Raw genomic sequence first — 24,971 nt, forward strand, 5'->3', positions numbered from 1 at the left:
GGGTCACGACCATGACCGATTCCGCTGACTCCCCCGCCCGCAGGCCGCGCAAGCGCCTGCACTACGGCGAGGGGCGTACGGCGCTGCTGAACGCCGCCGTGCGCGTGGTGGCCGAGGGCGGCCTGCGCAAACTCACCTACCGGGCGGTCGCCGAGGAGGCCGGAGTCACCCACGGTCTGGTGGTGCACCACTTCGGCTCGCGCGACGCACTGATCGAGGAGATGCTCGCCCACACCATCCGCACCTCCCTGGACACCAGCGCCCTGGAGCCCGGGACCGGCAGGATCGCCGACTTCTCCGCCGAACTGTCCGACATGGTCGAGGCGGACCCGGGCATCCAGGCGTTCCAGTACGAACTGCTGCTGGAGGCCCGGCGCAGGCCGGAACTGCTGCCGCAGATCCGCACCCTGTACGACCAGTACTTCCGCGCGACCCGGCGCGAACTCGACCGGATACTGCCCGACGATGCCAACCCTGCGCTGTCCCGGCTGGTCTTCGCCGCCCTGGACGGCCTCGTGCTGCACCAGCTCGTCCTCGGCGAGCCCGAGGTCACCGACGCCGCCCTGGAGGAACTGCGGGCGCTGCTGAGGCTCCTCGCGGGAGCCGGCGGCACGGACGTGACGGATATGACGGACATGACGGACGCATGACCCGCTGACCCGCTCGCCCGCTCGCCCGCTCGCCCGCTCGCCCGCTGACCAGCCGACCCGCGGGCCGGCACGGGCATCACCGTACGGAGCAGCCCCGGACCTGGCGTCCGGGGCCCTTCGTCGTGCGCACGGCCATCGGCCTCGCGAGGCGGTGCGCCTCCGGTCGGAGCCCCGCACCAGGTCACAGATCCATAAGCAGCCCGCGGCGGCTCGAAATTCGTCGCCGGAACTCTTGCCAAGCGCAGGGTTCCAGCCCAGGATGAGGCAACTCGTTTGGCCTGAAACGAAACACCCCTTCCCGTTCCCCAGTAGGTGATTTCGCGTGGACAGTCAAGCAGCGGTCGAGGCGCGGACCGCACAGGAGCCCACCAAGGCCGGCGGCCTCAAGCCCAACTCCCTCGGTGTGTTGGGCATCGTCTTCTTCGTTCTCTCGGCCCAGGCGCCGCTGACCGGCATCGCCGGCGCCGTACCCATCGCCGTGGGCATCGGAAACGGGGCCGGCACCCCCGCCGCGTACCTCGGAGCCGGAGCCGTCGTCCTGCTGTTCTCCGTCGGCTTCGTCGCCATGGGGCGGCACGTCGTGGACACGGGCGCCTTCTACACGTACATCGGCAAGGGACTGGGCCGCACGACCGGCTCGGGCAGCGCGGGGGTCGCCCTCTTCGCCTACTGCGCCATCCAGGCCGCCATGTACGGGCTGTACGGGGCGACGGTGAGCGGCCTGGTCGAGCACTACACAGGCACCCATGTGGCCTGGTGGATCTGGACCCTGATCACCATGGTCGTCGTCCAGATCCTCGGCGCCGCCGGGATCGAGATGGGCGCCAAGGTCCTGGCCGTCTTCGTGCTCGCCGAGTTCAGCATCCTGATCGCCTTCGCCCTCGTGACCTTCTTCAAGGGCGGTGGCCCCGAGGGGCTCGGCCTCACCGACAGCTTCTCCCCCTCGGCGGCGCTCCAGGGCGCTCCGGGCGTGGCGGTGATGTTCGCCATCGCGTCGATGTTCGGCTTCGAGGCCACCGCGATCTACGGCGAGGAGGCCCGCGAGCCCCGTCGTACCGTCCCGCGCGCCACCTACCTCGCGGTCGCGGTGGTCACCGGCTTCTTCGCCTTCACGTCGTGGATGCTGATCTCCGCGCACGGGGCGTCGAAGGCCACGGACGCGGCGGGCAAGGCGCTGGCCTCCGGGGACGCCACCGGATTCGTCTTCGCGCCGATCACGGACCTGTTCGGCGCCTGGACCGCCGACGTCCTGCCGGTCCTGCTGGCCACCTCGCTCTTCGCGGGCATCCTGGCGTTCCACAACTCCGCGAACCGGTACCTGTTCTCCCTCGGCCGCGAGGGCCTGCTGCCCCACGGGCTGACCGCGCTCAACACCCGCCACTCGCCCTGGGTCGCCGGCATCACCCAGACCGTGCTGGCGTTCCTGCTGGTCATCCCCTTCGCCCTGATGGGCAAGGACCCGGTGCTGACCCTCTTCTCCTGGTTCAGCGGTGTCGCCGTGCTGGGGATGATGCTGCTCTACTTCCTGACCTCGGTCTCCGTGGTCGTCTTCTTCCGCCGCTCGGGCGCCGACACCCGGCCGTGGAACACGCTGATCGCCCCCTCCCTGGGCGCGCTCGGCATCGCCGGCGCGATCTGGCTCATCATCGCCAACTTCGCGACGCTCATCGGCGGTGACGCGACCACCGCGCACTGGCTGGAGGCGGCCGTGCCGGTGGTCCTGCTCGCGGGCATCGTCGCCTCCCGCGTGACACGGGAGGGACGGGAGACCGCGGTGGCGGCCGACTGACCCACGCCCCGCTCCCTCGCCCCGGTACGGCCCGGTTCCCCCTGGCCGTACCGGGGCTCTCGCATTCCTCGCGCCGCCGAACCGCCTCCGGCGCCCCCCTGCGCCTCAGGAGGCGAAGGGGAGCGCCGCTGTCAGTGTTCGGCGCCCGCCACCCGGTCCAGGAAGGCGTCGACGAGGTGACGGGCGTTCACCCGCGCCCGCTCCTGCATGTCCTGGCTGCGGGCGAACAGCTCGTCCGGGTCGACGCCCTCCCGCAGGCACTGCTCCCGTCCGCCGAGGTCGATCCAGCCGCGCACCATCGACGTGGTGATCTCCGGGTGGAACTGCACGCCGAGGGAGCGCCCCACCCGGAAGGCCTGTACGCACACGTCGGTGCGGGCCAGTTCCTCGGCGCCGTCGGGCAGGAGGCAGTGGTCGAAGTGCCACTGGAACCACGGGCCGGCCGGGACCAGGGAGGCGTCGTCCGTGTCGACCTCCACCCAGCCGATCTCGGGACGCCCGGCGGCGGCCACCGAACCGCCGAGGGCCGTGGTGAGCGCCTGGGCGCCGAAGCAGACGCCCAGGACGGGTATGCCGAGCCGGTGGGCCTCGCGCAGCAGGGCGAGCTCGCCGCCGATCCAGCCGCCCACCGAGGACGCGTCGTAGACCGACCAGGGGGCGCCGAGCGACACGATCAGGTCCCACCCCTCCGCCCGGGGGAAGTCGAACCGTACGTCGGGTGTGTGATGGCGGTCCGCCGGTACGACGGTCACCGCGGTGAGCTCGTACCCCCGCTCGGCGAGGCGGGCCCCGACCAGCCCGGGCTCCGTCACATGGTCGTGCAGGACGACGAGTGCGCGCACGTATGAACCCTCCTTCACCTGGCCCGACATCGTGGCCGGACCGATCCCGTGAGCTGCCGCCACGCTCTTGCGGCGACTCGTCCGGCGATCGTATCGTTTGAATCCAAACCAGATTGTGGAGGTCTCCCGAATGCCGGACATCACCCACGAGGAGTGGCTGCGCCGCGCCGAGTCCTGGAAGGTCTCGGGCGCCCATCACATCGACGGCGCCGACGAGCCCGGGAGCGGAGCGACCTTCACCGTCGTCTCCCCGCGCGACGGCCGGATCCTGGCCGAGGTCGCCGACGGCGGCACCGCCGAGGTGGACGCGGCCGTCGCGGCCGCCCGGCGCGCCTTCGACACCGGGCCGTGGCCTCGGCTGGCCCCCGCCGAACGCGGCCGGGTGCTGCTGCGGATCGCCGACCTGCTCGAGGAGCGGCGCGAGGAACTGGCGCTCACCGTGAGCCTGGAGATGGGCAAGCCGGTCACCGAGGCGTACGCCATCGAACTGCGCGCCGTCATCGCCACCTTCCGCTGGTACGGCCAGCTCGCCGACAAGCTCACCGACGAGTCCCCGCACACCCCGCAGGACGCCCTCGCGCTCGTCACCCGGGAAGCGACCGGCGTGGTCGGCGCGGTCGTGCCCTGGAACTTCCCGCTGACGCTGGCCGGCTGGAAGGTCGCCCCGGCGCTCGCCGCGGGCTGCACGGTCGTCCTCAAGCCCTCCGAGAACACCCCGCTGTCCGCACTCCTGCTGGGCCGCATCGCCACCGAGGCCGGACTGCCCCCGGGCGCGCTCAACGTCGTGGCCGGCGACGGGCCGGTGGCCGGCCGCGCCCTCGGCCTGCACCCCGACGTCGACGTGCTCGCCTTCACCGGCTCGACGGCCGTCGGCCGCCACTTCCTGCACTACGCCGCGGACTCCAACCTCAAGCGCGTCTGGCTGGAACTGGGCGGCAAGTCGCCCAACATCATCCTGCCCGACGCCCCCGATCTGGCGAAGGCGGCCGCCACCGCCGCCTGGGGCATCTTCTTCAACCAGGGCGAGATGTGCACCGCCCCCTCCCGGCTGCTGGTCCACTCCTCCGTCGCCGAGCAGGTCACCGACGCCATCGTGGCGCGAGCCGACGCACTGCGCGTCGGCGACCCCCTCGACCCCGCCACCGAGATGGGCGCCCTGGTGAGCGCGGGCCACCTCGGCCGGGTCCTCGACCACGTCGGCACGGGGCTCGACGAGGGCGCCCGGCTGCGCGCCGGCGGCGAACGCACGCTGACCGGGACCGGCGGCAGCTATCTGCGGCCCACCGTCTTCGACCGGGTGCAGCCCGGTATGCGGCTGTCCCGTGAGGAGATCTTCGGCCCCGTCCTGTCGGTGCTGACCTTCGACGACCTCGACGAGGCGGTGGCCCTGGCCAACGCCACCGAGTACGGGCTCGCGGCGGGCCTGTGGACCTCCGACCTGTCCACCGCGCACCGGGTCTCACGCGCCCTGAAGGCCGGCACGGTCTGGGTCAACTGCTACGAGGAGGGCGACCTCAGTGTCCCGTTCGGCGGCATGAAGCAGTCCGGCAACGGCCGCGACAAGTCCGTGCACGCCCTGGAGAAGTACACCGAACTCAAGACGACCTGGATCCAGCTGTGACCGCACCCGTACGACCGCTGATCGCGATCCCCGCCCGTTTCTCGGCCACCACCTCCGCGCTGCGCTACGCCGCCGAGGTCAACGCCCGCGCCCTGGTGGAGGCCGTGTGGCGGGCCGGCGGCGAACCGGTGAGCGTCCACCCCGCCGCCACGGACGTCGCGGCCCGCCTCGACCGCTTCGACGGCGTCCTGCTGCCCGGCGGCGGCGACCTCGCCCCGCACCGCTACGGCGCCACCGACACCCACGACACGGTGTACGACGTCGACGACGTCCAGGACGCCTTCGACCTGGAGGTCGCCCGCCGCACGCTGGAGGCGGGTCTTCCGCTGCTGGCGATCTGCCGGGGACTCCAGGTCGTCAATGTCGCCCTGGGCGGCACCCTGGAACAGGACATGGGCGGACCGGAGAAGGAGCACCGGCACCTGGTGCACCCGGTGGCCCTCCTGCGCGGCACCCTGCTCGAACAGGCCGTGGGCGCCGACAAGGCCGAGGCCTCCTGCTACCACCACCAGCGGGTGGACCGCCTGGGCGAAGGGCTCGCCGTCACCGCACGGGCCGCGGACGGCACCGTGGAAGGACTGGAACTCCCCGGCTCCGCCGGGTGGTTCACCGCCGTCCAGTGGCACCCCGAGGACACCGCGCACGAAGACCCCGCTCAGCAGGGCCTCTTCGAAGCCCTCGTGGGCGCCGCCGCCCGCGCGGGGCGTCCCTGACGCTCCGTCGTCCCCCGACGGGACCGAGGCCGGACTGCCGTCGCACCGGCCCGAGGAGCGACGGCACGGCCCGCCCGGCATCGCCCGGGCTCCGGCCGTTCAGGCCTCTCCCGTCGATCGGGCCTCTCCCGCCGTTCGGGCCTCTCCCGCCGTTCGGGCCTCTCCCGCCGTTCGGGCCTCTCCCGCCGTTCAGGCCTCTCCCGTCGTTCGGGCTTTCCCCTTCGAGGCCTTCCCGCCGTGTTCAGGCCTTCGGGCGGCGTCCGCTGCGGCGCGGGGCCGGCTCGGCGCCGTCGAGGAGGGTGAGGCGCCGCTCCTCACCGGACTCCTCGACCTGGAGCACCACCTGGCGCAGGCCGTCCGCGATGTTCCGGCACTCGTCGTCGCTCAACCGCGAGGCCACGAACGCCTCTTCCTCGTTGAACTGCGGGAACAGCCGCTGCATCAGCGCCTCCCCCTCCTCCGTGAGGCTGAGCAGGACGAGTCTTCCGTCGGAGGGGTGACCCGTGCGACCGACCAGCCCGCGGCCCTCCAGCGTGCGCACGACCCCGGTCAGCGTCCCCTTGGAGATACCCGCCTCCTCGGCCACGTGCCGGGTCTCCGACTCGCCCCAGATCCAGACCACCCAGAGCACCACGAACGCCGTCCAGGTCAGATCCTGGCCGCGCAGCACCGAGTTCTCCAGGTGCTGCCGTACCGCGGAGGCCGCGCGGTAGATGTTCGCGACGACGGCCATCTGTTCACGGTGGACACGAATGCCGCCCAGCTTGGCCTGGGCCAGCTTCTCGGCTTCGCTGATGGATCGCTGTCCCGGCACGGGCACGCTCCTTCGTGGGAGGAGGACGTCGCGTCGCGAGCGTCGTTCGAGTCCAAATTGTACGCAGCACGGATCGAACGCCCCGTGCGGGATCACGAACTCGCGGTGACACCGGAAGAGGGACGGCCGGGCACCCCCTGGTACGGGGATACCCGGCCGTCCGGTCCGACGCCGCCGGTGCGCGGGCCCGGGCTCAGTGCCCGGCGCCCCCCTCCGGGCGGGCCTGACGCGGCAGGAGGAACGACAGCAGGAAGGTCAGCGCGAGCATCCCGTCGACGATCCACAACACGGACTTCATGACGGAGCCGAACCCGCTCTCGAAGGCCGACGACGCGGTGGCCTGGAGCGCCGCGGGAATCCGGGCGCCGGCCTCGGGCGAGGTCACGGCGGAGCGTGTGTCCTTCTCCAGGCGGTCGCAGGACGCGGGCGTCGCGGCCGGGTCCTTGGCGACGGCACGGTCCGAGGCGCAGGTACGCAGGTCCGCGACGACCCGGTCCTGGGCGGCGGGCGCCACCTGAGCCGCGGTCAGCTGCCGCCGCAGGCCCTCGGACCGGTGGTCGACACCGTCGGCGATCGCGCCGCCCAGCAGGCCGAAGAAGACGGTGCCGAGGAGGGCCACGCCGAAGGCACCGCCGAGCTGCTGCATCGCGGTCATCGTGCCGGAGGCCGAACCCGTCTCGTGCTGCTCGACGCTGGCGAGCACGATGTCGAAGAACGGCGCCATGAGCAGACCCATGCCGATACCGGTGACGAGCAGCGACGGCAGGAGCTGCCAGGGGCCGACGCCGCTGCCCACCGTGTCGAGGGTCAGCCACACGCCGAACACGCCGAGCGCCATGACCAGAGTGCCGCCCTGGAGCACGGTCCGTCCGAACTTGGCGACGCCCTGGGCGACGCCGAAGCCGACGATCATGCCGCCCGACCAGGGCACCATCACCAGACCCGCCTTGAGCGGCGAGTAACCGAGGCCGATCTGGGTGTAGAGGTTGAAGACGAGCATGAAGCCCTGCATGGTCGAGAAGAAGACCAGGCCGAGGACCATGCCGCCGCTGAAGCCGCGCTTGCGGAAGAGGCTCGGGACGACCAGCGGGTCCAGGCCGGCCTTGCCGCGGCGGGACTCGTACACGGCGAAGGCGACGAAGACGACCGCGGAGGCGCCCATCATCAGGAACGTCCACACCGGCCAGTCGTACTCACGGCCCTGGACCAGCGGGAAGATGATGAGCAGCGCGGCCAGCGAGACCAGCAGCATGCCGGGGATGTCGAGGCGCGGCTTGCTCTCGGACCGGCCCTTGGGCAGGTAGCGCAGGGCACCGGCGATGGCCGCGGCGCCCAGCGGCAGGTTGATCAGGAAGATCATCCGCCAGCCGGTGCCGAAGTAGTCGGCGTCCACGAGCCAGCCCGCCAGGATCGGACCGCACACCGCGGACAGTCCCATGACCGGGCCGAACATGCCGAAGGCCTTCTGCGACTCCTTCGGCGGGAACATCTCCTTGATCATGCCGAGGCCCTGAGGCAGCATCACCGCGCCGAACAGCCCCTGCACGACCCGGGCGCCGATCAGCATCTCGGGCGACACGGACACCGCGCACAGCAGCGAGCCCACGGTGAACCCGGCGGCCCCCACCAGGAACATCCGGCGACGTCCGTGGATGTCCCCGAGCCGCCCGCCGGTGACGAGCCCGACGGCCATCGAGAGGGTGTAGGCGGCGGCGAGCCACTGCAACGTGGAGGCCCCGCCGCCGAGATCGGCCCGCATGGAGGGGCCGGCGATGTTCGTGACGACGGCGTCGAGGAGATCCATCACCTCGGCCGCGAGGATCACGAAGAGCGCAGCCCAGCGCCACCGGTAGGGCGCTGGCGAGTCGGTGGGCGTCTCGGTGGACGCGACACCGGTGGTGGACATCGGTACTCCTCGCGGGAGGGCCGCGCCGCGGTGACGACCCGCGGGCACGGTGGGACGGATGAAGGGATACGGCTGCCCGGTTCCCCGGCCGGCCCGGACACGGGCGACCCGACAACACGGAGAACGCTGTTCACCTTAACAGAACAGCGCTCACCTGGAGAACAGCGTTCATTAAGATATAGCGCAACTCTCGCGCCGACACAAGATATATCGCGTTTGGCCCAGGTGAACGCCACTCACCCGGGAGAACACTGTTCTCCCGGTGCCTAGACTGTTCTCATGAGCGATGTGGCCGCCGACACCCCCGAACCCCCGCCGCCGTCCCCGTGGGAGCGCGAACGCCCCGCCCGCACCCGTGCCACCCCGGCACGCACGCCGCTGTCACGCGAACGGGTCGTCGAGGCCGCCTTCACCGTGCTGGACCGCCAGGGACTGGACGGCCTGTCGATGCGCCAGGTGGCGGCCGAACTGGGCGTCACGGTCTCCGCCCTCTACGCCCACGTCAGCTCCAAGGAGGACCTCCTGGAACTGATGTACACCCGGCTCTTCGACGGCTTCGAGATGCCCAAGCCCGACCCGCAGCGGTGGCAGGAGCAGGTGCGGGCCTACGCCCGCGCCGGGCGGCAGCGCCTGCTGAGCCACCGGGACATGGCCAGGATCTCCATGGCCCATGTCCCGTTCACCGCCGAACTGCTGCCGCACGTCGAGGCGTTGCTCGCCATCTTCCGTACCGCCGGGCTGCCCGACCGCATCGCCGCGGAGGCCGGTGACCTCATCTCCACCTACATCGACGGGTTCGCCCTGGAGGAGGGCATGTGGCAGGACCGGGCCGCCCGGCACGACAGCGACGGTTCGTCCCTGGCCCGGCCCGACTGGCGCGAGATGGCCGACGAGATGCAGACCTACTTCGCGTCCCTGCCCGAAGCGGACTTCCCCCATCTGCGCGCCCTGGCCGGAATGATGGTGACGGACTCCTCCGACCAGCGGTTCGACATCGGTCTGGAGATCATCCTGCGCGGCCTGGCGAGCTACCTGCCCGACCCGCAGCACCGGCCCGACCCCGAAGGCTGAGCCGTGCCGAGCAAGTCGGACCCCATCGAACTGAGCACGCACGAGCTCCGTGAGATCGCGGGCTACGCAGCCGACAGTGCGCACCGGGTGCTGCCGATCTTCGAAGAGGCACTGCCCGCCGACCCGCGCGCACGCGACGCCGTCGACGCGGCGTACACCTTCGCCCGGGGCGGTCCGCGCACGGCGGCGCTGCGGCGGTGCGCGTGGGCGGCGTTCGCGGCGGCACGAGAGGCCCCCTCGCCCGCCGCGACCGACGCGGCACGGGCCGCCGGCCACGCGGCCGCCGCCGCGTACCTCCATCCGCTGGCCGACGCGCACCAGGTCAAGCACGTTCTCGGCGCCGCCGCGCACGCGGCGCGAGCGGAGGAACTGGCGGCCCCGGACAGCGAGCGGGCGGACGCCGGAACCCTCGACCGGGCACGCCGTCACGCGCCCGCAGCGGTCGTCGCGGTGCTCGGCAGGCTGCCCGTCGCACCTCCCGGAGGCGGTCGCGCGGGAGAACTCCTGCGCGAACTGGACACCGCTCTGCGCACTCCCACTCCCACTCCCACTCCCAAGGGACCCTGAGCCGCGCCGAATCCGGGGGCACGGGCCGGCGGCTGACGTCGGCGACGAGCGCGCGGGGCCTTCCGTCGCGGTCGGCGCGCATCCGCGCGCCCTGTGCGGCGGACCCCGCGAGGTGGAACGATCCTCCCGAACACGGACATCACGACGTGCGACAAGGGGGCCGGACATGGCTGTGGTGATGGCGCTGCACTGGGCGGGGGTCACGCCGGAGCAGTACGACACGGTTCGCGACACGGTCGGCTGGGAGGAGATCCCGGCGGCCGGCGGCCAGGTGCACGTGGCCTGGTTCGACGCCGAGGGACTTCATGTGACCGACGTATGGGAATCGGAGGAGGCGTTCGAGGCCTTCTTCTCCGAACGACTCGCGCCCGCGGTCCAGAAGGCGGGCATCACCGGCGCACCCGAGACCGGCCTCAGCCCGCTGCACCGACGCTTCGTCACTCCCGGCGTCAGCGGTGCCGCATGACTCCTGGCCATCACGACGTCCGGGCCAGCAGGTCGTCGAGGCGGGCGCCCTGCGCCCAGGATCGCAGGGCCCGGCCGTCGAGGAGGAACGTGTTCTCCTGACGGTGGGCCCATCGGATGTCGCGCTCCTGGAACGCCCCGCGGTGCACGACGAGCTGAAGCTGCGGTGCCGCACTGTCGCGGTGGGCGTGGCGGTGCGGCCGGTCCTCGTCCGGCAGGGGCTCGGCGACCGGCCGGAAGGCCACATGGAGCCGATGGCCGGCCGCGTTACGGGCGCACAGGCGCGGCCGGTCCGGTGCGGGCAGCAGCCGTACCCGCCAGCCGTCCCGTCGCAGCATCCGGGCCACTGCCAGGGCCAGGCCCTGGATGTCGAGGGCGAGGAGTTCCTCGGCGGTGTAGTGGCCGTGACGGCGGCGACTGCCCGGTCGCCCGCGCCGGACGCCGATCGCGACGGCACAGAGGATGAGACCTGTTCCGGCGACGGGGACGACGATCCCGGCGGCGCGGTAGCCCACCGCGAGCGCGGCGGTCACCGCGCACACCGCTGCCGTCGTCGCGGCGAGGGCGGGCAGGACATCGCGGAACCCGGGCCCGGTGAGGTTCCGCTCCCGGGTGCGGCTCACGGCGTGCCGCTTTCGGGGGCGTGGCGGTAAGGAGGGCCCGGACGTCCAAGACAGGCGTGCCACAGTGTCCCCCAAGCTCGCGCTCCCACCGGCGCTGGAGGCATACCCAGCACGCGCCCGCCCTGCCCGGTGGAGGGCAGGGATCCGGCCATGCCCGACGGCGCACGGAAGCATCACCCGGCGCTCAGGGCGTGCGCGGACGAGGCACAGCTCAGCGGAGGCGGCCTCCGTGGCTGTCGGCGATGCGCAGGACGCTCTTTCCGACGGTGACGCCCTCGCGCAGCCGCTGAACGGCGGTGCCGGCTTCGTCGAGGGCGTACTCGGCGGTGATGTCGATACGGATCCGCCCGTCGGCCAGGAGTCCGAGTGCCTGTCGGGCGGAGTCGGCGAGGCGCTGCGGGTGGGTCCGGCCGAGCAGGTGGCTGTTGTAGGTCAGCAGGGACGTGCCGTTCATGAGCAGGTCGTCGGTGTCGGCGAGGGCGGGCTCGCCGTCGCCGACGGTGCCGTAGGCGACAAGCCGTCCGTGCGGGGCGAGCATCCGCAGGCCGTCCCGCCGGGTCCGGCCCCCCACCGGGTCGAGGACCACGTCGAACCGTTCCTCTCCGGCCGCGTCGGGCAGTTCGGCGCGCAGCATGATCCGGTCGAAGCCGAACCGGGCCGCGTACCGGGCCCGGTGCGGGCTGCCGACCACCCCGACGATCCGGCCGGCGCCGGCCAGTCCGGCCAGCTGGGCGGCGACCGTACCGACTCCTCCGGCGGCCCCATGGATCAGCACGCTCTCGCCCGCCCGCACGCGGGCGACGCCGTGGACGAGGTCGTAGGCCGTCGGAGTGCTCCAGCCGAAGCCTGCCGCCGTCCGCAGGGGAACGCCGCCGAGGGGTAACGCGAGGACGGCGGGCGCGGCGACCAGCTCGGCGCAGGCGCCGCCCGTGGTCAGCGCGGTGACGGGCTCGCCGACCCGCCCCGGGTCCACGCCCGCGCCGACGGCCACGACGTGCCCGGACACCTCGAAACCGGGGACGAACGGGCGGAGCAGGCCCTGATGGCACATCACGAAGCCGTGCTGCGCGGACACGGGCTGACCATGACGCAGTACACCGTGCTGCTGACGCTCTCCCGCGAGGGCGGCCTGTCCGCGGCTCAGACGGCGCGTTCCTGCGGGGTCACCCAGCAGACGATGGCGACCGTCCTGGCCAACATGGAAGGAAAGGGGCTCATCCGCCGCGACCCGTCCCCGGTGCACGCCAAGGTGCAGATCGCCACGCCGACCGAGGAGGGCCGGGCGGTACTGGACCTCGCGTACGCCGAGGTGATCGTGCTGGAGCGTGCGCTCACCGCCGCGTTCACACCCGCCGAGCACGCCTCCCTGTGCGCACTGCTGGACCGCACGACAGAGGTCCTGGTCGAACAGACCCCACCGGCCCGCGCCCGCTGACCGGCCCGGCCTTCGGCACCGGCGCCCGCTAAGGCACCGCCGCACCGGTCGCCGCGCGGCACGTCGCCCGGCCGCCGTCAACGCGCGGGCCGCGTGCGACCCCGCGGGTGAACCCGGGCGCCGCGTGTGCGTGCCGGGCGGCACCCGCGGCGTCCACTCCCTACGGTGGCGCCTGTGCTGCTGAGCTGTGCCTTCATCAATCTGAAGCCCGGAGTCGGGAAGACGACCAGCGCGGTCTGGCTGGCCCACGCCCTCTACGAACTGGGACGGCCCCCACTCCTGGTCGACGGCGACCCGGCCGGTTCCGCGCTGCGCTGGAGCGAGCTCGCCGGTGGCTTCCCGTTCCCCGTGATCGCCCTGCCGGTGGGCGACGTGCACCACCGTATCGACGACTTCCTCGGCCTGCGCCAGGCCGTGGTGCACGACGCCCCCCAACTGGAGGACCACGCCCGCATCGCGCGCAGCATCATGCGCCACGCCGACGAGTGGATCGTGCCCGTCACCCCGGCGCCCATCGAACTCGACCGGATGGCGCCCATCGGGGCCGAGATGGGCGACGTGCAGTCCCTTCGCGCGCGACCCGCCCGCACCGCCGTGCTGCTCAACCGCACCAACCGCCCCGACGCCACGCGCACCGGTCCCGACGCCGACGCCCGGGAGGTGCTCGCCGAACGCGGCTTCGACGTGCTCGACACCCAGATCGCCCGGCTGGACCTGTACTCCCAGTCGTTCGGCGGCCCGGTCCGCGCCCAGGACACGGCGTACATGGACCTCGCCGAAGAACTCATCAAGCGTCAGGAAAACGCATGACCCAGCGCAAGAACAACTACCGCGCCGCCCTGCACCGCGACCCGGCCGAACCGGGCCCCTCCCCCACCAGGGCCACCACGCTCAGCACCCGGTTCGTCCGCATCACCATCGAGCTCGAGCCGGACGCCGCGCGCAGCCTGGACCGATGGACGGCACCGGCGATCAGCCTGCTGTCCCACACCCGTACGACCGCGCTGCACCTTCTCTCGGCGTTCAGCCAGGCCACACAGGCGGCCACCGCGGACCGGCCCTCCTGAAGCGCGGGATCACGGCGGGGTCACCCGGGGCGCGACCGCGGCCATCTGCGCGCCGGACAGCTCGTCCAGGGAACGGCCGCGGGTCTCGACCCGGAAGACGTAGGTGACCAGGAAGCCCAGCGCGCAGGTGCCGGCCACCCCGTACAGCAACGCGCTCTCCCCGATGCCGGACAGCAGGACGGGGAAGAGGAACGTCCCCAGGGCCGCGCCCAGTTTCCCGCACCCGGCGGCGAAGCCGTGGCCCGCGGTGCGCATCTCGGACGGGAAGACCTCGGCGGGCAGGGCGAAGGTGGTGGAGTTCGGCCCGAGGTTCATGAACAGGTTGAACAGCCCGAACCCGACGGCGACCAGCACGAGGTGGGCGTCCGCCCCGCCCGGCAGCTGCCCGGCGACGGCCAGGGCGCACAGCGCGCAGGTCATCACCGCGAACCCGGTGAGCTGGAGCGGTACCCGGCCGACCCGGTCCACGAGCACGATCGCCAGGGCGAACCCGACGGCCAGGAAGACGTCCAGGAAGGCGGTGCCCTTGGTCGAGGCGATGTCGTCGGCGATGAAGCCGCCGTTCGCCCCCGCCGGCGAGAGCGACGCCAGCAGGGTCGGGGTGAAGATCCCCACCCCGTACGTGGCGATGTCCATCAGGAACCACGGCACCGCGGCGAAGGTCGTGCGTCTGCGCCAGCGAGGGGAGAACAGCCGCGGCTGGAGGAGCGCCTTCAGTCCTTCCGGTGTCACCTCCTGGCGGACCCGGTCGGCGTCGGACACCCGGACCGGGGAACCGACCAGGGCGCGGCCGACCTCGCACGCCTCCCGCTCCCGCCCGTTCCGCGCCAGCCAGCGAGGGCTCTCCGGCACCCTGCGCCGCAGCCAGATGATGACCAGGGCGGGCAGCGCCCCGAAGCCCAGCATGATCCGCCAGGAACCGGTGTGCGGCCACACCTCCAGGATCACCACTCCGGCGACCGCCCCCAGCAGGACGCCCGCCGCCTGGAGGCTGAAGGCGGCCACCAGCCACCGGCCCCGGGCCCTGGCGGGCAGGATCTCCGCCAGATAGCTCGCGGCGATCGGGTAGTCCAGGCCCACCGCGACGCCGAGCGCGAACCGGAAGGCCGTCAGCGACCACACGTCCCACGCGCCCGCGCACAGCAGGGAGAAGACGACGAACATCCACAGGTCGACCCGGAAGATCCGGCGTCGCCCGATCCGGTCCCCCAGCGGCCCCAGCAGCGCCGCGCCGAAGACCGACCCCACGATGGCCGCCGCCGAGATCAGGCCCTTCTGCGCCGCGCCGACCCGGAAGTCGTGGGAGATCAGCGGGTTGGCGACCCCGATGACGAAGAAGTCGAAGCCGTCGAGCATGATGCCCAGCCCGGCGAGCAGCCAGAACAGGATGTGCAGGCGCGTCATGGCCGCCCCGTCGAGCGCTTCGCCCAACGGCCGGACCTGTTCGGGGAGACGTGTCGTCCGCGTGGTCTCGGAGGTCATGGTCCTCACCAGGCCGGGGGCCGCGTCGAAGGGCAGTCGGACACCATCGTGCGCACATCCGGACGGCTCGGGAGGGGTGCCGAGCCGACGACGGCCCGAACACACGCGATCGGCCCAGCGGTCGCGACGCATGACCGCGGGCGTACGACCGGACGCCCGCCCGCGCTGTGGACGGCCGGTCCTGCTCGGTCCCGGCGGGTGCGCCCCGGCCACCCGGCCGACGACGGCCGCGACCTGCTCCGGATGCTCCGCCGACCAGGCGAGGAGGTGTTCCCGGACGGCCCGCGCGACACAGTCGCGCACCACCGTGCCGTCCGGCTCGCCGTACGAGGGGCCGCGGGACTCGGGTCGGTCCAGCTTGACCGACCCGACCGCGGTCAGGCCCGCGCAGACCCGGCCGGGACGCAGGTCGATACCAATCGCTGTCGACAGCGCCCGGTCGGGGCGCAGATCGGTACCGGTCGCTGTCGGCAGCGCCCGCTCGCGTACACAGGCGCCGATCGCGGCAGTCACCCCGTCGCGAAGGCTCACGCCCCGCTGCCGAAACCCGGCCGAAGGCCTGCGGAAACCGCGCACGCCCCCGTGGCGGGCGACCCCCGGGGCGCCGATTTTCCCTGTGCGCGGCGGAGGCCATTCGCGAACTCACTCGCACACAAAGGCTCTTGACGGTCACACAGATAACGCCAAGAATGAGCGCGCTCGACTCTGACAACGTTGTCCAGTGGCTCGAGAGGCGCTGACGCCCATGCGATGGATCCAGCGAACACGCGGTGCGAGGACGGTGGTCACGGCGGTCGCGCTGCTCGGCGCCGCCCTCACCGCACCGACGGCCCAGGCGGCGCAGACCGCCCGTGCGCCGCAGGCCGCACCGGCCGCCGCGCACACGGCCTCTGCCGACGGGGATCAACTCACCGATCTCGTCAACCCGTTCATCGGAACCGAGAACGAGGGCAACACCTACCCCGGCGCGGCCGTGCCCTTCGGAATGGTGCAGTTCTCCCCCGACACCGGGCACAACACCGGCTACGACCACTCCCAGAGCCACATCCGCGGCTTCTCCCTCGTCCATCTCTCCGGCGTCGGCTGCGGACTTGGCGGCGACCTGCCCGTGCTGCCGACCACGGGCGACATCACCGAGACCGACTACGCCAAGTACGAAGCCGAGTTCAGTCATGACACCGAGCAGGCGAGCCCCGGCTACTACAAGGTCGCGCTGAAGTCCGGCATCACCGCCGAACTGACCGCGACGGCACGCACGGGAGTGCAGCGCTACACCTTCCCCGCCACCGACAAGGCCAACGTCCTGCTCGACGCGGGTCAGTCACTGCACCGGACGGTCTCCACCCAGGTCGAGGTCCTGGACAACCGGACCGTGCGCACCGCGATCACCGGCAGTGGCTTCTGCCAGGACACCAGGCCGTACACCGTCTACACGATCACCCGCTTCGACCGACCGTTCACCGCGCACGGCACCTGGAACGGCTCCACGGTCACCGCCGGGTCGGACACCGGACGGGACGGCGCCTACGTACGCTTCGACACGGCCAAGGACCGGACCGTCGAGGCGACGACCGCGCTCTCGTACGTCGACGCCCGCGGCGCGGCCGTCAACCTCCGCTCGGAGGGCGGCCGTTCCTTCCGACAGGTCCGCGGCTCCGCACGGCGCGCGTGGGAGGACCGGCTCGACGACGTACGCGCGCGGGGCGGCGACGACACCCTCCGGCGCACCTTCTACTCGTCCCTGTACCGGTCGTTCCTCGCGCCCAACATCGGCAGCGACGCCGACGGCCGTTACACCGGCTGGGACCAGCGGATCCACCGGGCGCGCGGCTTCACGTACTACCAGAACTGGTCTTTGTGGGACACCTACCGCACCCAGTCCCAACTGCTCGCGCTGCTCGCGCCGCGTGAGGCCCGGGACATGGCGATCTCCGTCATCAGGATCGACGAGGAGAGCGGCTGGCTGCCCAAGTGGGGTTACGGCACGGTCGAGACGAACATCATGACCGGCGACCCGGTGACCCCGTTCCTGACCAACGCCTACCAGCAGGGCCTGCTCAAGGGGTACGAGGAGCGGGCCTACCGGGCCCTGAAGAAGAACGCCGACGGAGTGCCGGCCGCCGACTCGCCGGCCGTGGGCCGCGAGGCCAACCGGGAGTATCTCGCCGAGGGGTTCGCGCCGTACGTCGCCGACCGGCCGCACGCGAAGCCCGGCGACTCCGACTACGACCACGGCGCGTCCGCGACACTGGAGTACGCCCTGGCGGACGCCGTGCTCGGCGAGATGGCCCGGGACCTCGGCCATGACGCGGACGCGGCGCGCTACGCGGCACGGGCCCGGAACTACCGCCGGATCTTCGACGCCTCGACCGGTTTCTTCCGCGCGCGCGACGCCTCCGGGGCGTTCACCGGACCGGCCGACCCGGCCCGGAGCGAGGGCTTCCACGAGGGCACGTCCTGGCAGTACCAGTGGCTCGTGCCGCAGGACCTGCCGGGCATGGTCGGGCTGATCGGCGGCAAGCAGGCCGCCAACGACCGCCTGGACTCGTTCTTCGCCTACGACCAGCTCGTGCGGGACCCCGCGAGGACCGCCCGCGAGGTCTGGGTGAACGGCCCGTACGACTACTACAACGCGGACAAGTACAACCCGCAGAACGAGCCCGACCTCATCGCCCCGTACACCTATCTCTCCACCGGCCAGCCGTGGAAGACCACGGACGTGGTGCACGCGGCACTGACCCTGTTCACGGACACCCCGACCGGGATGACCGGCAACGACGACCTGGGCACCATGTCCGCCTGGATGGTGCTGTCGTCCATCGGCGTCTTCCCTGTGCAGCCCGGCTACGACACCTGGGGCCTGTCCACGCCCGTCTTCGAACGGGTCGACCTCACCCTCGACCGCCGCTACTACCCGCGCGGTGCGCTCACCGTGACGGCGCCGGGCACCTCGGACGGCCGCCGCTACATCCGGTCGGCCCGGGTCGACGGCTCCCCCTACGACCGTACGTATCTGACGACGGCGGACCTGCGGGACACGAGGTCCCTCGCGTTCGACGTCGGCACCGAGCCCTCCGGCTGGGGGACGGCGGACGGGTCCGCGCCGCCCGCGCTCGGCTGACCCGCGGCCGGTCCCGGGGGCGTCGACGGACGGCTCCCCCGGGTGCCGGCCGCACCCGTCGAAAAAATCTTGGACGGCGATGTCGAGATCCCGTGGACCGCTCCGTCCCCGGGGTGAACGCGACCACAATGGGGTCGTACCGGCACCGAGGAGAACCACGATGGCGAAGTACCTGCTGCTCAAGCACTACCGCGGCGCGCCGAGCGCGGTCAACGACATCCCGATGGACAAGTGGACGCCGGAGGAGGTCTCGGCGCACATCCAGTACATGCGGGACTTCGCCGACCGGCTGGAGAAGACCGGCGAGTTCGTCGACGGCCAGGCGCTCGCCCCGGAGGGCCAGTGGGTCCGGTACGACGGTGAGGGGCGCCCGCCGGTCACCGACGGTCCGTTCGCCGAGACGAAGGATCTCATCGCCGGCTGGATGGTGATCGACGTCGACAGCCACGAGCGCGCCGTCGAGCTGGCCGGGGAGCTGTCGGCCGCCCCCGGGGCGGGCGGCGAGCCGATCCACGAGTGGCTCGAACTGCGCCCGTTCCTGACCGAGCCGCCCACCATCTCGGAGTGACCTCACCGATGAACGAGGCCCTGCTGAGGAGCCTCACCCCGGGTGTGCTCGCGATCCTCGTCCGCCGCGGAGCCGACTTCGCGGCGGCCGAGGACGCCGTGCAGGACGCACTGGTCGAGGCGGTCCGCGTCTGGCCGGCCGACCCGCCGCGGGATCCGAAGGGCTGGCTGGTCACGGTGGCCTGGCGGCGGTTCCTCGACGCGACCCGGGCGGACGCCGCCCGCCGGCGACGCGAGGACCTCGTCGACGAGGAGCCGGCCGCGGGACCGGCGACCGGGGTGGACGACACGCTCCGGCTCTACTTCCTGTGCGCCCATCCGTCCCTGACCGCGTCCTCGGCCGTCGCGCTCACGCTGCGCGCCGTCGGCGGGCTCACCACCCGCCAGATCGCCCGGGCCTACCTGGTGCCCGAGGCGACCATGGCGCAACGCATCAGCCGGGCCAAGCGCACCGTCTCCGGGGTGCGGTTCACCCAGCCGGGAGACGTCGCCACCGTGCTGCGCGTCCTCTATCTGGTCTTCAACGAGGGCTACTCCGGCGACGTCGACCTCGCCGCCGAGGCCATCCGGCTCACCCGGCAGCTCGCGGCCTCGATCGACCACCCCGAAGTGGCCGGGCTGCTCGCCCTGATGCTGCTCCACCACGCGCGGCGCGCCTCCCGGACCGCGCCCGACGGGAGCCTGGTGGCGCTCGCCGAGCAGGACCGGACCCGGTGGGACACCGAGTCGATCGCCGAGGGCGTCGAGATCCTCCAGGCGGCCCTCGCCCGCGACCGGCTGGGCGAGTTCCAGGCCCAGGCGGCCATCGCGGCACTGCACGCCGACGCGCCCGGGGCCGAGGAGACCGACTGGGTGCAGATCGTCGAGTGGTACGACGAGCTCGTACGCCTGACCGACAGTCCGGTCGTCCGGCTCAACCGCGCGGTCGCCGTCGGCGAGGCCGACGGTCCGCGTGCCGGGCTGGCGGCGCTCGCCGCCCTCGACGACTCCCTGCCCCGCCACACCGCGGTCGCCGCCCATCTCCACGAGCGGGACGGTGACCTGGTGGCGGCGGCACGGCTGTACGCCGAGGCGGCGCTCAAGGCACCCAGCCTCGCCGAGCGCGACCACCTGACACGCCAGGCCGCCCGGCTCAACACCCGGCTCGACGCCCGGCTCGACGCCCGCGAGGGGCCTGGTCGCTGAGCTGCCCGGTGCGGGTGCCCGGCGAGCCGACCGCGTGCGGGTGGGTCGGAATCACCGGGCGCCGCCCGCCCGCTCTTCCCTGCGCACGCACCGCGTTCGAGGCGTCCACAGGTCGGTCCAGGCCCTGGAGAAGGACATCCGCACCTGGATCGCCACCTCGAACACCGACCCGAAGCCCTACGTCTGGACGAAGACCGCAGACGAGATCCTCGAACGCCTCGCCAGCTATCTGAACAGAATTCCCGACTCGGAAGACCAGCCGTACATCGCCGCGCGGCATGTTCCGCCGAAGGGACAATGGTCGTGATACGGCGGTTTCCCCCGCGCCGGGAGGGACAGGAGGTGCGACCGCGTGCCGGCACTTGGTCCGATGCGGCGCGTACGCGCCCTCTCCTGGCTGCGCGAGCGTGATCCCGAGCTGGCGGCGACGCGCAAGGCGGCGCGGACCGCACTCGTGATGCCCACGCTGTTCGCCGTGTGCAGCCGGCTGATCGGCTCGGCGCCGATGGCGACCTACGCGGCGTTCGGATCGTTCTCGATGCTCCTGTTCGTGGAGTTCACCGGACCCATGGCCCAACGGTTGCAGGCCCACCTGGGGCTCGCCGTCGCCTGGGCCGCCCTGATCAGCCTGGGCACGATCGCCTCGCGCGAGCTCTGGCTCGCGGTCACGGCCATGGTCGTCGTCGGATTCCTGGTCCTCTTCGCGGGCGTCGTCAGCTCCGTCCTCGCGGGCGCGTCGACCGCGCTGCTGCTCGCACTGGTCCTGCCCGTGTCCTCGCCGGCGTCGCTGTCGCAGCTGCCCGAGCGGCTCGCCGGGGCGGGGCTGGCGGCGGCTGCCGCCCTGCTCGCGATCTCCCTGCTGTGGCCGCGCCCGGCCGCCGACCCGCTGAGCGCGCCCGCGGCCCGGGTCTGCCGCGCCGCCGCACGACAGCTGCGTACCGACGCGTCCTGGCTGGCCGGAGGACCCGACCCGCCCGGTGTCATGCAGTGCCGGGCGACGGCCGACCAGGCCTGCGCCGCGGCGGCCGAGCTGCGCGGGGTCTTCGTCGCCACGCCCTACCGGCCCACCGGGCTGTCCACCGGCTCGCGCGCGCTGGTGCGGCTGGTCGACGAGCTGACCTGGCTGAGCGCCATCCTGGCCGACAGCGCGCCCGCTCCCGACAGCGACTCCGGCACCCGGCCGGCCTGCGACGCCGACGCGCACACCGTACGACGGGCCGCCGCCCGGGTGCTGGACGAGGCGGCCGACCTGCTCGACGCGCCGAACGGCGCGCGGGAGGCGTTGCGCCGCGCCTCGGAGGAGCTGCGCCGGGCCATGAACGACATGGAGCAACGTGCCACCGCCCGGCTGCCCGTGCACCGGGGCGGGATCGGTACGCCCTCCCGTGCGCATCCCGTGATCGGGGTCCTCGACCAGTCGTTCCGCGCGCAGGAGCTCGGCTTCGCCACCCTTCAGATCGCGGGCAACGTGGATCTGGCGGCCGCCGCCGAACGCCGCAGCTGGCCCGAACGGCTGCTCGGCCGTGATCCCGGAGCCGTGACCGAGCCACTGGCCTCGGCGCGCGAGCGGGCCGCCGCGCACTTCCGGCCCCAGTCGGTCTGGCTGCACAACAGTCTCCGTGGCGCGCTCGGCCTCGGTATCGCCGTCGCCCTGGCGAACCTGACCAACGTCCAGCACTCGTTCTGGGTGCTGCTGGGAACCCTGTCGGTGCTGCGCTCGAACGCCCTCAGCACGGGGCAGAACGCCGTCCGCGCCCTGGGCGGCACCGTCGCGGGCTCGGTCGTCGGCGCCGGACTGCTGCACCTCGTCGGACATCACGGCACCGCGCTGTGGTTCGTACTGCCGTTCGCCGTGCTCCTCGCCGGGATCGCCCCCGCCGTCATCTCCTTCGCCACCGGCCAGGCGGCTTTCACCATGGCACTCGTCGTCCTGTTCAACGTCGGCCAGGACCCCGACTGGCACATCGCCCTGCTGCGGGTCCAGGACATCGCCATCGGCTGCGCCGTGAGCGTGCTCATGGCGCTGTTCCTCTGGCCGCGCGGCGCCTCGGCCGCGGTCGAGCGGGCCCTCGCCGAGGCGTACACCGACGCCGCCCGGTATCTGGCCGGGACGGTGGCGTACGCCGTGGGCCGCTGCGCCCCCGGACCCGCGCCGAAGGCGGACACGCCCGTCGAGGAGGGTCGTCGCGCGGCGGCCGCCGCGCGACGGCTCGACGACGCCTTCCGCAGCTACCTCGCGGAGCGCGGTGCGAAGCCGGTGCCGCTGGCCGACATGACCACCCTGGTCACCGGGATCGTGGGACTCCGCCTGGCCGCGGACGCCGTACTGGAGCTGTGGCAGTGCGCGGACGAGCAGGACGTCGACCCCGACCGCCCCGCGGCGCGCCTGGTCGTGCAGAGCGTCGCCGACCGGGTGGCCGGCTGGTACCGGGACCTGGCCGCCGCTTTGGGCCGGGCCGTCGCTCCCCCACAACCCCTGCCGCGCAGCCCGCTGGCCGAAGGACAGCTGGTCGAGGCCCTGCGCCGCGACCTCACCGACGACACGGGGCAGGCCACAGCTCCGGCCGTACGGCTGATCTGGACCTCCGACCACCTCGACGCCGCCCGACGCCTCCAGCCGGGCCTGGCCGCCGCGGCGCGGGCGCACAGCCCGTCCTGAGACAGTTCTGAGCCGTTTCCGAGCCGTGGTCCGACGAGATCGGCTTCTACGGCGTCGTGGCCCGCGAGACCCGCCGAGCGCCCGGGGGGCGGGCCATGAAGACGTCGACCGGATCCTGGGACTCGACGACGAATCCATGGCGCTCGTAGAGGCGGCGGGCGGGGCTGCCCTGGAGGACGTTCAGGCCCACCGTCATGCCCTGGGCGTCGGTCCGCCCCAGCACCGTGCGCAGGACGGCGGATCCGAGGCCTCGGCCCTGATGGCTCGGAGCAAGGTAGAAGTGCTCCAGCCACAGCCTGTCGTCCCGGGGCCGGACCGTGACACAGCCGACGAACTCACGGTCGGCCATGACGACCGACGTGTACCGCGTGGAGAAGGAATCCCGCAGCCGCTGCCGGACCCGGTGCTCGTCGTAGCGTCCCAGGCGCTCCAGATCCGGACGCATGACGTCGGCCCGCAGCTCCGCGATGACCTCGATGTCCGTCTCGGCCGCGGGCCGCAGCTCCCAGCCCGCGCCGGGCTCCGACGTACTCCGTGCACTCCGCGCGGGCATCTCCTCGGCCGCTCGCGCCGTGCCGACCACGCCTCCACCGTCCATGGCCGGAGTATCCCAGCCGGCCCGTTCCGAAGATCCACCGGGGCAGCTCGGCACACGGTGCGAGCGGAGAACGGGACCGCCGCCCAGGATCATGCGAAAGGGCCCGGCAGATGCCGGGCCCTTCCTTTTGTAGCGGGGACAGGATTTGAACCTGCGACCTCTGGGTTATGAGCCCAGCGAGCTACCGAGCTGCTCCACCCCGCGTCGGTAAGACCACTCTACACAGCTTTTGCCGCGCCTCGAACCACCGGGCCGATCACAGGGCACGCCCGCGCCCTTCCGGAGGTCCGGGACGACTTCGGTTGTGGACTCACCGCAGCGAGCTCCGAACGCTCTGCCGCACCGCAGGTCGCGTCGGTGGCCTGCCCGACCGCCGACGCAGGTCCGGTCCGGGTCCGCTCCCGACCGCCCACGGTCACAGCCGCACGCAGGCAGCCGCTAGGACTCCTGGCTGCGGAGGTACGCCTCGTACTGGGCCGCGCTGAGAAGCTGGTCCAGGTCCTTCATCCGGGACGGCGCGACCTGGACGATCCAGCCGTCGCCGTAGGGGTCGGAATTGATCAACTCCGGCTCGTCCGCCAGCAGTTCGTTGACGGCCACGACGGTGCCGGTGACGGGCATGTAGAGCTCGGAGACGGACTTGACGGACTCCACGTGGCCGAACGGCTGGGAGCCGTCGATCCGGTCGCCCTTCGTCGGCTGTTCCACGAAGACGACGTCACCGAGCTGGTGCTGCGCGAATTCCGTGATGCCGACACGCACCTCCTTCGGACTCACGGAGCTCACCCACTCGTGATCCTTGCTGTACTTCAGGTCTGCCGGAACGTTCATCGTGACGTCCTCCGTCGATGGTGTCCGAAACCCCGGAACGGGATGACGCAGAGCGCCGGAACAGCGGTCGCGCACCTGCGTCTTCATGGCGGGACCCGGGCCCCGCGCATGGGACATTACATTCCGTGACCGGCTACAGCCGGAACGCGACCTGCGTGTCGCCACGGCACCCCGGCCGCGGTCCGGCCGGCCCTGAGAGCACCACGGCGGCGGGGGGCGGCGCCGCGTCAGGCCGTGGGTGCCAGTGCTGCGGCGGACTCCCAGGCGAACCCGTCCGGGTCGGTGAAGGGCCCCGTGTCGCCGCCGATCAGGAGCCGGTGCGAGCCGGTGCCCTCGGGCGGGACACCGGCGTCCTTGGCGAGGGCGCGGTGCCGGTACAGGCCCAGCCTGACGGGGCTCGACCCCGTGTCGAACTCGACGTACATGCGGGCGAAACTCTTGGCCACGGCGAGACCCTTGTCGACGTAGAACCGCTTGCTCGCGACGATGTCCGCGACACCCAGCAGGAGTACGACGCCGTCGATCTGCCGGGTGACGGGGCCTGTGTCCTTCTTCGCCGAGGTCGCGACCTTCCAGATCGCCCCGTCCGGCGCCTGGACCACGCCGCCGTAGCCCCACATCGACTTCGCGACCGGCTTCAGCACGGTCGCACCGGCGTCGAGGGCGGTGCCGATCAGACTGTCGACCGTGCCCGGCTGGGACACCGTGAGTGACAGCGTGAACCCGCGGAAGCCGGTGCTGGGCTCCTCGGACGCCCGTAGCCGGACCTGTGTGTCGAGGCCGAAGGCGGCGGTGTAGAAGCGGCGGGCGGCCGTGGGGTCGGCCACGTCGAGGGTGACGGATTCGATGGATGCCATGCCCCTGACGTTAGAGGGGGCGAGGTGAGCGGCGCTTCTTCGATCCTGACCGATCCGGCCGCCCGTACCGCTCGCCCGCCCGCCGCCCTCGCCCGCCGGGCCCCACTT

The 24,971-nt window shown here is 72.4% G+C and carries 23 protein-coding genes, 1 tRNA gene and 1 pseudogene; 15 read left to right on the plus strand and 10 right to left on the minus strand.

Annotation, left to right across the window (positions count from 1 at the left end; all coding sequences use genetic code 11):
* Positions 1-11: 11 nt before the first annotated feature.
* Positions 12-650 (plus strand): TetR/AcrR family transcriptional regulator, encoded by a 639-nt coding sequence (locus ACWC24_RS32300; protein ID WP_450666445.1) that lies wholly within the window; start codon positions 12-14, stop codon positions 648-650.
* 322 nt (positions 651-972) lie between these two features.
* On the plus strand, positions 973-2,439 hold the full coding sequence (locus ACWC24_RS32305) for an APC family permease (protein WP_450666446.1): 1,467 nt from the start codon (positions 973-975) through the stop codon (positions 2,437-2,439).
* Positions 2,440-2,570: 131 nt separating this feature from the next.
* On the opposite strand, the gene ACWC24_RS32310 is transcribed toward ACWC24_RS32305, so the two are convergent.
* On the minus strand, positions 2,571-3,281 hold the full coding sequence (locus ACWC24_RS32310) for a type 1 glutamine amidotransferase (protein ID WP_450666447.1): 711 nt from the start codon (positions 3,279-3,281) through the stop codon (positions 2,571-2,573).
* A 130-nt stretch (positions 3,282-3,411) separates the two neighbouring features.
* Here ACWC24_RS32310 and ACWC24_RS32315 point away from each other — a divergent pair, with 130 nt between their 5' ends.
* Positions 3,412-4,902, plus strand: coding sequence for an aldehyde dehydrogenase (locus tag ACWC24_RS32315; RefSeq protein WP_450666448.1), 1,491 nt, complete (start codon positions 3,412-3,414; stop codon positions 4,900-4,902).
* Positions 4,899-5,615, plus strand: a complete 717-nt coding sequence (locus ACWC24_RS32320) for a gamma-glutamyl-gamma-aminobutyrate hydrolase family protein (RefSeq protein ID WP_450666449.1) — start codon at positions 4,899-4,901, stop codon at positions 5,613-5,615. Before ACWC24_RS32315 ends, ACWC24_RS32320 begins: the two co-directional genes overlap by 4 nt.
* Positions 5,616-5,856: 241 nt before the next feature.
* Here ACWC24_RS32320 and ACWC24_RS32325 read toward each other — a convergent pair whose 3' ends face one another.
* Positions 5,857-6,429 (minus strand): MarR family winged helix-turn-helix transcriptional regulator, encoded by a 573-nt coding sequence (locus ACWC24_RS32325; protein WP_450666450.1) that lies wholly within the window; start codon positions 6,427-6,429, stop codon positions 5,857-5,859.
* A 193-nt stretch (positions 6,430-6,622) separates the two neighbouring features.
* A complete protein-coding gene (locus tag ACWC24_RS32330) occupies positions 6,623-8,335 on the minus strand; it encodes an MFS transporter (protein ID WP_450666451.1) in 1,713 nt (570 codons plus the stop codon).
* 279 nt (positions 8,336-8,614) lie between these two features.
* On the opposite strand from ACWC24_RS32330, the gene ACWC24_RS32335 reads away from it, so the two are divergent.
* The 3 genes from ACWC24_RS32335 (at position 8,615) to ACWC24_RS32345 (ending at position 10,439) form a co-directional block, all read left to right on the plus strand.
* On the plus strand, positions 8,615-9,406 hold the full coding sequence (locus ACWC24_RS32335; RefSeq protein WP_450666452.1) for a TetR/AcrR family transcriptional regulator: 792 nt from the start codon (positions 8,615-8,617) through the stop codon (positions 9,404-9,406).
* 3 nt (positions 9,407-9,409) lie between these two features.
* Positions 9,410-9,973 carry a putative immunity protein gene (locus ACWC24_RS32340; protein ID WP_450666453.1) on the plus strand — a complete coding sequence of 188 codons (564 nt, stop codon included), beginning with the start codon at positions 9,410-9,412 and terminating at the stop codon, positions 9,971-9,973.
* Positions 9,974-10,139: 166 nt separating this feature from the next.
* On the plus strand, positions 10,140-10,439 hold the full coding sequence (locus ACWC24_RS32345; RefSeq protein WP_450666454.1) for a hypothetical protein: 300 nt from the start codon (positions 10,140-10,142) through the stop codon (positions 10,437-10,439).
* Positions 10,440-10,449: 10 nt separating this feature from the next.
* Here ACWC24_RS32345 and ACWC24_RS32350 read toward each other — a convergent pair whose 3' ends face one another.
* Positions 10,450-11,061 carry a hypothetical protein gene (locus ACWC24_RS32350; protein WP_450666455.1) on the minus strand — a complete coding sequence of 204 codons (612 nt, stop codon included), beginning with the start codon at positions 11,059-11,061 and terminating at the stop codon, positions 10,450-10,452.
* Positions 11,062-11,272: 211 nt separating this feature from the next.
* Positions 11,273-12,136 (minus strand): quinone oxidoreductase family protein, encoded by an 864-nt coding sequence (locus ACWC24_RS32355; protein ID WP_450666456.1) that lies wholly within the window; start codon positions 12,134-12,136, stop codon positions 11,273-11,275.
* Here ACWC24_RS32355 and ACWC24_RS32360 point away from each other — a divergent pair.
* From ACWC24_RS32360 to ACWC24_RS32370, 3 genes are all read left to right on the plus strand, one after another.
* On the plus strand, positions 12,104-12,496 hold the full coding sequence (locus ACWC24_RS32360) for a MarR family winged helix-turn-helix transcriptional regulator (RefSeq protein WP_450666457.1): 393 nt from the start codon (positions 12,104-12,106) through the stop codon (positions 12,494-12,496). The two genes, ACWC24_RS32355 and ACWC24_RS32360, sit on opposite strands and share 33 nt — an antisense overlap.
* 174 nt (positions 12,497-12,670) lie before the next feature.
* A complete protein-coding gene (locus tag ACWC24_RS32365) occupies positions 12,671-13,306 on the plus strand; it encodes an AAA family ATPase (protein ID WP_450666458.1) in 636 nt (211 codons plus the stop codon).
* Complete coding sequence (locus ACWC24_RS32370; protein ID WP_450666459.1) at positions 13,303-13,563, plus strand: hypothetical protein; 261 nt, start codon at positions 13,303-13,305, stop codon at positions 13,561-13,563. Before ACWC24_RS32365 ends, ACWC24_RS32370 begins: the two co-directional genes overlap by 4 nt.
* A 9-nt stretch (positions 13,564-13,572) precedes the next feature.
* On the opposite strand, the gene ACWC24_RS32375 is transcribed toward ACWC24_RS32370, so the two are convergent.
* Entirely contained in the window at positions 13,573-15,558 is a 1,986-nt protein-coding gene (locus ACWC24_RS32375) for an MFS transporter (protein ID WP_450666460.1), read from the minus strand.
* A 232-nt stretch (positions 15,559-15,790) separates the two neighbouring features.
* On the opposite strand from ACWC24_RS32375, the gene ACWC24_RS32380 reads away from it, so the two are divergent.
* The 5 genes and pseudogenes from ACWC24_RS32380 (at position 15,791) to ACWC24_RS32400 (ending at position 22,577) form a co-directional block, all read left to right on the plus strand.
* A complete protein-coding gene (locus ACWC24_RS32380) occupies positions 15,791-18,166 on the plus strand; it encodes a GH92 family glycosyl hydrolase (RefSeq protein WP_450666461.1) in 2,376 nt (791 codons plus the stop codon).
* 160 nt (positions 18,167-18,326) lie between these two features.
* A complete protein-coding gene (locus ACWC24_RS32385; protein ID WP_450666462.1) occupies positions 18,327-18,734 on the plus strand; it encodes a YciI family protein in 408 nt (135 codons plus the stop codon).
* Between the two features lie 8 nt (positions 18,735-18,742).
* Complete coding sequence (locus ACWC24_RS32390) at positions 18,743-19,918, plus strand: RNA polymerase sigma factor (RefSeq protein WP_450666491.1); 1,176 nt, start codon at positions 18,743-18,745, stop codon at positions 19,916-19,918.
* Positions 19,919-20,015: 97 nt separating this feature from the next.
* A pseudogene (locus tag ACWC24_RS32395) lies at positions 20,016-20,225 on the plus strand (hypothetical protein); the annotation flags it as partial.
* A gap of 45 nt (positions 20,226-20,270) precedes the next feature.
* Positions 20,271-22,577 (plus strand): FUSC family protein, encoded by a 2,307-nt coding sequence (locus ACWC24_RS32400; RefSeq protein ID WP_450666463.1) that lies wholly within the window; start codon positions 20,271-20,273, stop codon positions 22,575-22,577.
* Positions 22,578-22,623: 46 nt separating this feature from the next.
* Here the strand turns inward: ACWC24_RS32400 and ACWC24_RS32405 are convergent, their stop codons facing one another.
* From ACWC24_RS32405 to ACWC24_RS32420, 4 genes are all read right to left on the minus strand, one after another.
* The gene (locus ACWC24_RS32405) at positions 22,624-23,130 is read right to left on the minus strand and encodes a GNAT family N-acetyltransferase (RefSeq protein WP_450666492.1); all 507 of its coding nucleotides are present in this window, start codon (positions 23,128-23,130) and stop codon (positions 22,624-22,626) included.
* 175 nt (positions 23,131-23,305) lie between these two features.
* Positions 23,306-23,379, minus strand: a tRNA-Met gene (locus ACWC24_RS32410).
* Positions 23,380-23,613: 234 nt separating this feature from the next.
* On the minus strand, positions 23,614-24,006 hold the full coding sequence (gene gcvH / locus ACWC24_RS32415) for a glycine cleavage system protein GcvH (RefSeq protein ID WP_450666464.1): 393 nt from the start codon (positions 24,004-24,006) through the stop codon (positions 23,614-23,616).
* A gap of 227 nt (positions 24,007-24,233) precedes the next feature.
* Positions 24,234-24,863, minus strand: a complete 630-nt coding sequence (locus tag ACWC24_RS32420; protein WP_450666465.1) for a glyoxalase — start codon at positions 24,861-24,863, stop codon at positions 24,234-24,236.
* Positions 24,864-24,971: the final 108 nt, after the last annotated feature.

This window comes from Streptomyces sp. NPDC001443, from assembly GCF_053597355.1.